This is a genomic window from Bradyrhizobium uaiense, assembly GCF_010811875.1.
Taxonomy (GTDB): domain Bacteria; phylum Pseudomonadota; class Alphaproteobacteria; order Rhizobiales; family Xanthobacteraceae; genus Bradyrhizobium; species Bradyrhizobium uaiense.
Window position 1 is genome coordinate 1 of sequence record NZ_VKHP01000348.1, and the last position, 8,061, is coordinate 8,061.

An 8,061-nucleotide genomic window follows, 5' to 3' on the forward strand; every position below is an offset into this window, starting at 1 on the left:
CATCCGCTCCCAGCCTGCGTCGCTCAACACCAAACGATCCATCACACCCAAGACTGCCTCCCAAAAAGAAGCCTTGAATCTGATTTGCTCTCAAAAGGGAATCCTTAGAGTCCACACCACCTAGAGCTGCGCTAGCCGAAGCGAACCAGCTTTTTCCGAAGCGAAAAAATACCAAAGCGGTTCGTTACTAGATTGGTCTGGCGATTCATCCGAAGTGAGCCGCGATCTCGTACGCGTCGAGCATGTGCCTGTCGCGGCTGAGAAACGAAACAGTGCGCTCCTCCACAGATCTCTCAACCGATTCCAACGACGGATGCCATCCACGACGTGGAAGAGCCGCGCGGACGATTGGCGGAATCACGAAGTAGCTGCTAGCGAACGCGCCACAAGCTAACCTTACTGTGAATCTTGGGGGCGGCCCTTCTCCGCAAGTTGCGCGACCTGTCCACTCGGTCACTTGCCAAGCAACCTACAGCCGAGGGTTATCTTTAGACCCGCTACACGAGCGCATACGCGGTTCCGTCTGCTCCGCAATCCGCGTTCGCGGCGACAGTTTGCTCAAGTTCAGGACTTGCGCGATCGAAGCTACTTGTCGCGCCCACTTGAAGCGGTCGAGAACCCGCGAATTCTCAAATTTGGTGCAGAATTTCGGCTGCATGAGCCCTACATTAAGGAATACCTGCTTTGGGCCCCACCTAATATGCATCGAGCGGAGGGGAGAATCCGCTTCTAGGGGGACATCCATGAATTTGAAAAAGAGTATTATCCTCGGCTCCGGTGTAATATTAGCGAGCGCTGGGGCACAGGCAGCTGATCTTCCGATGAAGGCAAAGCCTGTAGAGTACGTGAAGGTTTGCTCGCTGTATGGTCCCGGATTCTACTACATCCCCGGCACCGACACGTGCCTCAAGCTGGGTGGCTATCTGCGCGTCGCAGCCACCTTGGCATCGAATTCGTACGCTTACCCCGCCGACAGCGGTTTGGCGGCTGCACACAACCGACTCAGCAACGCCTACACGGTTCGTTCGCGTGAGGCCCTCAACATCGATACGCGCACCGCGACCGAGTATGGCACGGTCCGTACCTATTTCCAGGGTGTGTTCAACTGGACAGCGGGCGGATACACCGGACAAGGAAATGGCTCGACCGTTTACGCCTCGCTCGGAGGGGTTTCGGCGCCGAACAACGCAAATCCAGGCGCCGTCGCGGGCGGCACAGTCGGTGTCTACGATGCCTTCATCCAGTTCGCGGGCTTCACAATCGGTAAAGCTCAGTCGCAGTTCACCACGCCATGGGCCGAATATCCGGGGAACTGGTACGAACTCGTGGGAAGCGGCGGCTGGGAGCGGGTGAACCAGTTTACCTACACTGCCGATTTCGGCCAGGGCGTCACTGTCTCCCTCTCCGCTCAGGATCAGGTCGCCAATTATACGACCAATGTCTGGAATGTGAGCGCTGCGACTGCCGCTGGTCTTGCCACCGGTACATACGGTGGGAATGACATTGCTGGAACGGTCGCACCAGATCTCGTCGCCATGCTCCGTGTTGACCAGGCTTGGGGCCTCTTCCAAGCATCGTTTGCTGCCCACGATAACCATACGGCCTACTACGGCGCGACCGAAGTCACGGGCCACCCCGACGACAAATGGGGCTGGGCTGCTCAGTTGGCGTTGTCGATCAAAAACATCCCGACCGGTCCAGGTGACACAATTAACATGTCGGGTGTGTATACGAAGGGTGCAAGCCGCTATACTTTTAATAGCTATATCGCGACCGTTTTTGCGATGTACGGTGGCACGAATTTGCCGGGTGCCTACCAGAGCGTCGGACTCGCGGGTCTTTCCGATTCCGTGTTCGTTGCGGGCTCTGGCCAGGAGTTAACGACCACTTTCGGCTTTAACGGCGGCTACACTCACAATTGGGATCCGCACTGGTACACCACTATCTATGGTGGTTTGGGCGCCGTGCGCTATAATGGTACAGCCAAAGGCTATATCTGCAATGCATTCGTGACAGGCTTAGCGCTGTCGAGCGGGATCGCTGGTTGTAACCCCGATTTCAACTATGCGAGTATTGGCACAAACACCTCTTGGACCCCAGTCAAAAATTTAACTTTCTTGGCTGAACTCAACTACACAATGCTGGATCAGAAGTACGCGGGCGGAAGCACTGTGACGCTGCCGCTGCAGTCCGGTATCGCAAAGCCGGGTGCTGCATATCAGCTGAAGAACCAAAACAGCCTCACGATGCTACTCCAGGCTCAGCGCAACTGGTGATTCCCCATCGAACCGCCGGGACGACTAAAAGAGCGATTCTCCAAATCGAACTTCGATCTCCAAATAGCCTCCGGGATGCCCCCCGGAGGCTCTTTATTTCTCAGACGGAAAATGAATCCGGTACTTGAATCGACGCCATGTAAGCTTCCGGCAATGACGGTAGCCGGTCGCTCACGCTGCCTGAATTTGACTGATCGGTTTCTCTCACGCCAATTCCGCTAAGAGCGTTTCACGTTTTGATTGAAGCGTACCCGGCGTTTTCGAAGTAGTTGCTGCATTCGTCGGGTTGGATGGTCGAGATGAGGCCGCCGATATGGCGGCAAATGTCGTCGATCCTGCGCTTCTGGGCGGAGCGCATCCAGTGCTTGATCTTGGCGAAGGTTTGTTCGATCGGATTGAGGTCTGGGGAGTATGGCGGCAGGTACCAGAGCCTGGCGCCGGCGGCTTTGATCAGGCTGCGCAGGGCAGCCGATTTATGGCTGCCGAGATTGATGGGGTGGACGCCCCCTGACGGCATCGCTGTGCCAAAGTGGTGTCGGTGATCATCACCTTGAACGGAGGCGTCCATGTCGGAAGTTAACACAATCGGGTTGGATCTGGCGAAGAATGTGTTCCAGGTACCATGGCGGGGATCCGTCGTGAAGTGTGCTGTTCGAGAAAAGGCTGCAGAGCGATCAGGTGCTTGGGTTCCTTGCCACGCAACCGACCTGCACGGTCGCGATGGAGGCATGTGCCGGCGGCCATTACTGGGCGCGGGAGATTGCGAAGCTGGGACATGCTGTCCGGCTGATCGCTCCAGGTTACGTCAAGCCGTTCGGTGCGCCCCGACGGCGCGCATTACCAGCGGAGGAAGGATCCACCCAGAGAATTGTCGATTGATCTGGTAGCTGACGAGCGGTCTGGACGAGCAATCGGACGGACCGAAGCCTCGTGACAAAGGTCGCCTTGGGCGGCCGAGCAATCCAACGGGCCGTAACGTGAGTGAAGCCTGAGCACGCCTCGAAAGTTACGATGTGAATGCCGACCCGATCGTATGGCGGGGAAGGCCGCGCGGACAGGGAAGCAATCGTCGCATGCACCTGTCTGGTTCACCGGGGTAATGGGCACGGCACGCTGGAAAGGTAGTGCGGGTAATCGGGGGAGACCCGTCTTGGTCGAAGGTCGCGCCTTTAGCATTGAGTAGTCGATGGACCGGACAGGAGTCGGACAGGGTCATAGGTACCGATGAAACCGGGTAATTCCGGTGGAGGAAAGGACCCAGAATTCAGGAGCGCTCTTGAAGACGGAGCGGGAAGGGGCAGAGTAGCGATGCGCCTTGCAACGCCCGATAAACTCAGGAGCCTTCAGAGAAAGCTTTATTGCAAGGCGAAGGCGGAGCCCTCCCCAGAAAGGTCGCCCAGCGCCGCATTCGCCAAGTCTCGGATCACCCGTAGCGGGTGGTCGACGCGAACCCGAGCCTCCAGGTCCACATAACTGAAAAGCGAGCCGGACCGTTCGTCACTCCCGCGCATCGCGCCCCCCAGTTAAATCCTGGTCCCAGAGAATCACGATACGAAACGCTTCGCTACCGACTTCTTCAACAGCCTGCTCTCATGTTTGCTGTCAAGGGACTCGATCAAGCGGAGCCGCTTCCGGCTGAGCGCCCGGACGCTGGACTTCGAAGGTGCCCACGGTAGGAGGCAGGGCGCGGCGGGGAATCCTCGTGGCCTGTTATGAGCCGGCATTGCCGACGCTCGCCCCCTAGACCGAGGCAGCCCCAAGACGAAACCACGGTCATGCGGTACCCAACCCGCGCATGAGAGCTTGATCAACCGTCGTCTTTGGCCCTGCCTCCTACCGTGGGCACCTTCGAAGTCCAGCGTCCGGGCGCTCAGCCGGAAGCGGCTCCGCTTGATCGAGTCCCTTGACAGCAAACATGAGAGCAGGCTGTTGAAGAAGTCGGTAGCGAAGCGTTTCGTATCGTGATTCTCTGGGACCAGGATTTAACTGGGGGGCGCGATGCGCGGGAGTGACGAACGGTCCGGCTCGCTTTTCAGTTATGTGGACCTGGAGGCTCGGGTTCGCGTCGACCACCCGCTACGGGTGATCCGAGACTTGGCGAATGCGGCGCTGGGCGACCTTTCTGGGGAGGGCTCCGCCTTCGCCTTGCAATAAAGCTTTCTCTGAAGGCTCCTGATTTTATCGGGCGTTTCAAGGCTCATCGCTAATCTACCCCTTCCATCGCCATCTTCAAAAGCGCACCTGAAGTCAGGGTCCTTTCCTCCACCGGAATTACCCGGTTTCATCGGTACCTATGACCCTGTCCGACTCCTGTCCGGTCCATCGACTACTCAATGCTAAAGGCGCGACCTTCGACCAAGACGGGTCTCCCCCGATTACCCGCACTACCTTTCCAGCGTGCCGTGCCCATTACCCCGGTGAACCAGACAGGTGCATGCGACGATTGCTTCCCTGTCCGCGCGGCCTTCCCCGCCATACGATCGGGTCGGCATTCACATCGTAACTTTCGAGGCGTGCTCAGGCTTCACTCACGTTACGGCCCGTTGGATTGCTCGGCCGCCCAAGGCGACCTTTGTCACGAGGCTTCGGTCCGTCCGATTGCTCGTCCAGACCGCTCGTCAGCTACCAGATCAATCGACAATTCTCTGGGTGGATCCTTCCTCCGCTGGTAATGCGCGCCGTCGGGGCGCACCGAACGGCTTGACGTAACCTGGAGCGATCAGCCGGACAGCATGTCCCAGCTTCGCAATCTCCCGCGCCCAGTAATGGCCGCCGGCACATGCCTCCATCGCGACCGTGCAGGTCGGTTGCGTGGCAAGGAACCCAAGCACCTGATCGCTCTGCAGCCTTTTCTCGAACAGCACACTTCACGACGGATCCCCGCCATGGTACCTGGAACACATTCTTCGCCAGATCCAACCCGATTGTGTTAACTTCCGACATGGACGCCTCCGTTCAAGGTGATGATCACCGACACCACTTTGGCACAGCGATGCCGTCAGGGGGCGTCCACCCCATCAATCTCGGCAGCCATAAATCGGCTGCCCTGCGCAGCCTGATCAAAGCCGCCGGCGCCAGGCTCTGGTACCTGCCGCCATACTCCCCAGACCTCAATCCGATCGAACAAACCTTCGCCAAGATCAAGCACTGGATGCGCTCCGCCCAGAAGCGCAGGATCGACGACATTTGCCGCCATATCGGCGGCCTCATCTCGACCATCCAACCCGACGAATGCAGCAACTACTTCGAAAACGCCGGGTACGCTTCAATCAAAACGTGAAACGCTCTTAGCGGAATTGGCGTGAGAGAAACCGATCAGTCAAATTCAGGCAGCGTGAGCGACCGGCTACCGTCATTGCCGGAAGCTTACATGGCGTCGATTCAAGTACCGGATTCATTTTCCGTCTGAGAAATAAAGAGCCTCCGGGGGGCATCCCGGAGGCTATTTGGAGATCGAAGTTCGATTTGGAGAATCGCTCTTTTAGTCGTCCCGGCGGTTCGATGGGGAATCACCAGTTGCGCTGAGCCTGGAGTAGCATCGTGAGGCTGTTTTGGTTCTTCAGCTGATATGCAGCACCCGGCTTTGCGATACCGGACTGCAGCGGCAGCGTCACAGTGCTTCCGCCCGCGTACTTCTGATCCAGCATTGTGTAGTTGAGTTCAGCCAAGAAAGTTAAATTTTTGACTGGGGTCCAAGAGGTGTTTGTGCCAATACTCGCATAGTTGAAATCGGGGTTACAACCAGCGATCCCGCTCGACAGCGCTAAGCCTGTCACGAATGCATTGCAGATATAGCCTTTGGCTGTACCATTATAGCGCACGGCGCCCAAACCACCATAGATAGTGGTGTACCAGTGCGGATCCCAATTGTGAGTGTAGCCGCCGTTAAAGCCGAAAGTGGTCGTTAACTCCTGGCCAGAGCCCGCAACGAACACGGAATCGGAAAGACCCGCGAGTCCGACGCTCTGGTAGGCACCCGGCAAATTCGTGCCACCGTACATCGCAAAAACGGTCGCGATATAGCTATTAAAAGTATAGCGGCTTGCACCCTTCGTATACACACCCGACATGTTAATTGTGTCACCTGGACCGGTCGGGATGTTTTTGATCGACAACGCCAACTGAGCAGCCCAGCCCCATTTGTCGTCGGGGTGGCCCGTGACTTCGGTCGCGCCGTAGTAGGCCGTATGGTTATCGTGGGCAGCAAACGATGCTTGGAAGAGGCCCCAAGCCTGGTCAACACGGAGCATGGCGACGAGATCTGGTGCGACCGTTCCAGCAATGTCATTCCCACCGTATGTACCGGTGGCAAGACCAGCGGCAGTCGCAGCGCTCACATTCCAGACATTGGTCGTATAATTGGCGACCTGATCCTGAGCGGAGAGGGAGACAGTGACGCCCTGGCCGAAATCGGCAGTGTAGGTAAACTGGTTCACCCGCTCCCAGCCGCCGCTTCCCACGAGTTCGTACCAGTTCCCCGGATATTCGGCCCATGGCGTGGTGAACTGCGACTGAGCTTTACCGATTGTGAAGCCCGCGAACTGGATGAAGGCATCGTAGACACCGACTGTGCCGCCCGCGACGGCGCCTGGATTTGCGTTGTTCGGCGCCGAAACCCCTCCGAGCGAGGCGTAAACGGTCGAGCCATTTCCTTGTCCGGTGTATCCGCCCGCTGTCCAGTTGAACACACCCTGGAAATAGGTACGGACCGTGCCATACTCGGTCGCGGTGCGCGTATCGATGTTGAGGGCCTCACGCGAACGAACCGTGTAGGCGTTGCTGAGTCGGTTGTGTGCAGCCGCCAAACCGCTGTCGGCGGGGTAAGCGTACGAATTCGATGCCAAGGTGGCTGCGACGCGCAGATAGCCACCCAGCTTGAGGCACGTGTCGGTGCCGGGGATGTAGTAGAATCCGGGACCATACAGCGAGCAAACCTTCACGTACTCTACAGGCTTTGCCTTCATCGGAAGATCAGCTGCCTGTGCCCCAGCGCTCGCTAATATTACACCGGAGCCGAGGATAATACTCTTTTTCAAATTCATGGATGTCCCCCTAGAAGCGGATTCTCCCCTCCGCTCGATGCATATTAGGTGGGGCCCAAAGCAGGTATTCCTTAATGTAGGGCTCATGCAGCCGAAATTCTGCACCAAATTTGAGAATTCGCGGGTTCTCGACCGCTTCAAGTGGGCGCGACAAGTAGCTTCGATCGCGCAAGTCCTGAACTTGAGCAAACTGTCGCCGCGAACGCGGATTGCGGAGCAGACGGAACCGCGTATGCGCTCGTGTAGCGGGTCTAAAGATAACCCTCGGCTGTAGGTTGCTTGGCAAGTGACCGAGTGGACAGGTCGCGCAACTTGCGGAGAAGGGCCGCCCCCAAGATTCACAGTAAGGTTAGCTTGTGGCGCGTTCGCTAGCAGCTACTTCGTGATTCCGCCAATCGTCCGCGCGGCTCTTCCACGTCGTGGATGGCATCCGTCGTTGGAATCGGTTGAGAGATCTGTGGAGGAGCGCACTGTTTCGTTTCTCAGCCGCGACAGGCACATGCTCGACGCGTACGAGATCGCGGCTCACTTCGGATGAATCGCCAGACCAATCTAGTAACGAACCGCTTTGGTATTTTTTCGCTTCGGAAAAAGCTGGTTCGCTTCGGCTAGCGCAGCTCTAGGTGGTGTGGACTCTAAGGATTCCCTTTTGAGAGCAAATCAGATTCAAGGCTTCTTTTTGGGAGGCAGTCTTGGGTGTGATGGATCGTTTGGTGTTGAGCGACGCAGGCTGGGAGCGGATG

Annotated in this window: 2 protein-coding genes and 6 pseudogenes; 4 read left to right on the top strand and 4 right to left on the bottom strand. The window is 57.5% G+C overall.

All coding sequences use genetic code 11. The annotated features are described in order from the left end of the window. The first annotated feature begins 743 nt into the window (after positions 1–743). Complete coding sequence (locus FNJ47_RS43080) at positions 744–2,276, top strand: porin (RefSeq protein WP_163162466.1); 1,533 nt, start codon at positions 744–746, stop codon at positions 2,274–2,276. Between the two features lie 229 nt (positions 2,277–2,505). Here the strand turns inward: FNJ47_RS43080 and FNJ47_RS43085 are convergent. Beyond that, positions 2,506–2,766: pseudogene (locus FNJ47_RS43085) on the bottom strand (transposase); the annotation flags it as partial. A gap of 76 nt (positions 2,767–2,842) precedes the next feature. Here FNJ47_RS43085 and FNJ47_RS52020 point away from each other — a divergent pair. Then, positions 2,843–3,092: pseudogene (locus FNJ47_RS52020) on the top strand (IS110 family transposase); the annotation flags it as partial. A 554-nt stretch (positions 3,093–3,646) separates the two neighbouring features. Here FNJ47_RS52020 and FNJ47_RS43090 read toward each other — a convergent pair. Then, positions 3,647–3,787, bottom strand: a pseudogene (locus FNJ47_RS43090) (IS5/IS1182 family transposase); the annotation flags it as partial. Positions 3,788–4,274: 487 nt separating this feature from the next. On the opposite strand from FNJ47_RS43090, the pseudogene FNJ47_RS43095 reads away from it, so the two are divergent. Beyond that, positions 4,275–4,415: pseudogene (locus FNJ47_RS43095) on the top strand (IS5/IS1182 family transposase); the annotation flags it as partial. A gap of 554 nt (positions 4,416–4,969) precedes the next feature. On the opposite strand, the pseudogene FNJ47_RS52025 reads toward FNJ47_RS43095, so the two are convergent. Further along, positions 4,970–5,219 (bottom strand): annotated as a pseudogene (locus FNJ47_RS52025) (IS110 family transposase); the annotation flags it as partial. 76 nt (positions 5,220–5,295) lie between these two features. On the opposite strand from FNJ47_RS52025, the pseudogene FNJ47_RS43100 reads away from it, so the two are divergent. After that, positions 5,296–5,556: pseudogene (locus FNJ47_RS43100) on the top strand (transposase); the annotation flags it as partial. Positions 5,557–5,785: 229 nt separating this feature from the next. Here FNJ47_RS43100 and FNJ47_RS43105 read toward each other — a convergent pair. Then, on the bottom strand, positions 5,786–7,318 hold the full coding sequence (locus FNJ47_RS43105; RefSeq protein ID WP_163162466.1) for a porin: 1,533 nt from the start codon (positions 7,316–7,318) through the stop codon (positions 5,786–5,788). Between the last annotated feature and the right edge of the window lie 743 nt (positions 7,319–8,061).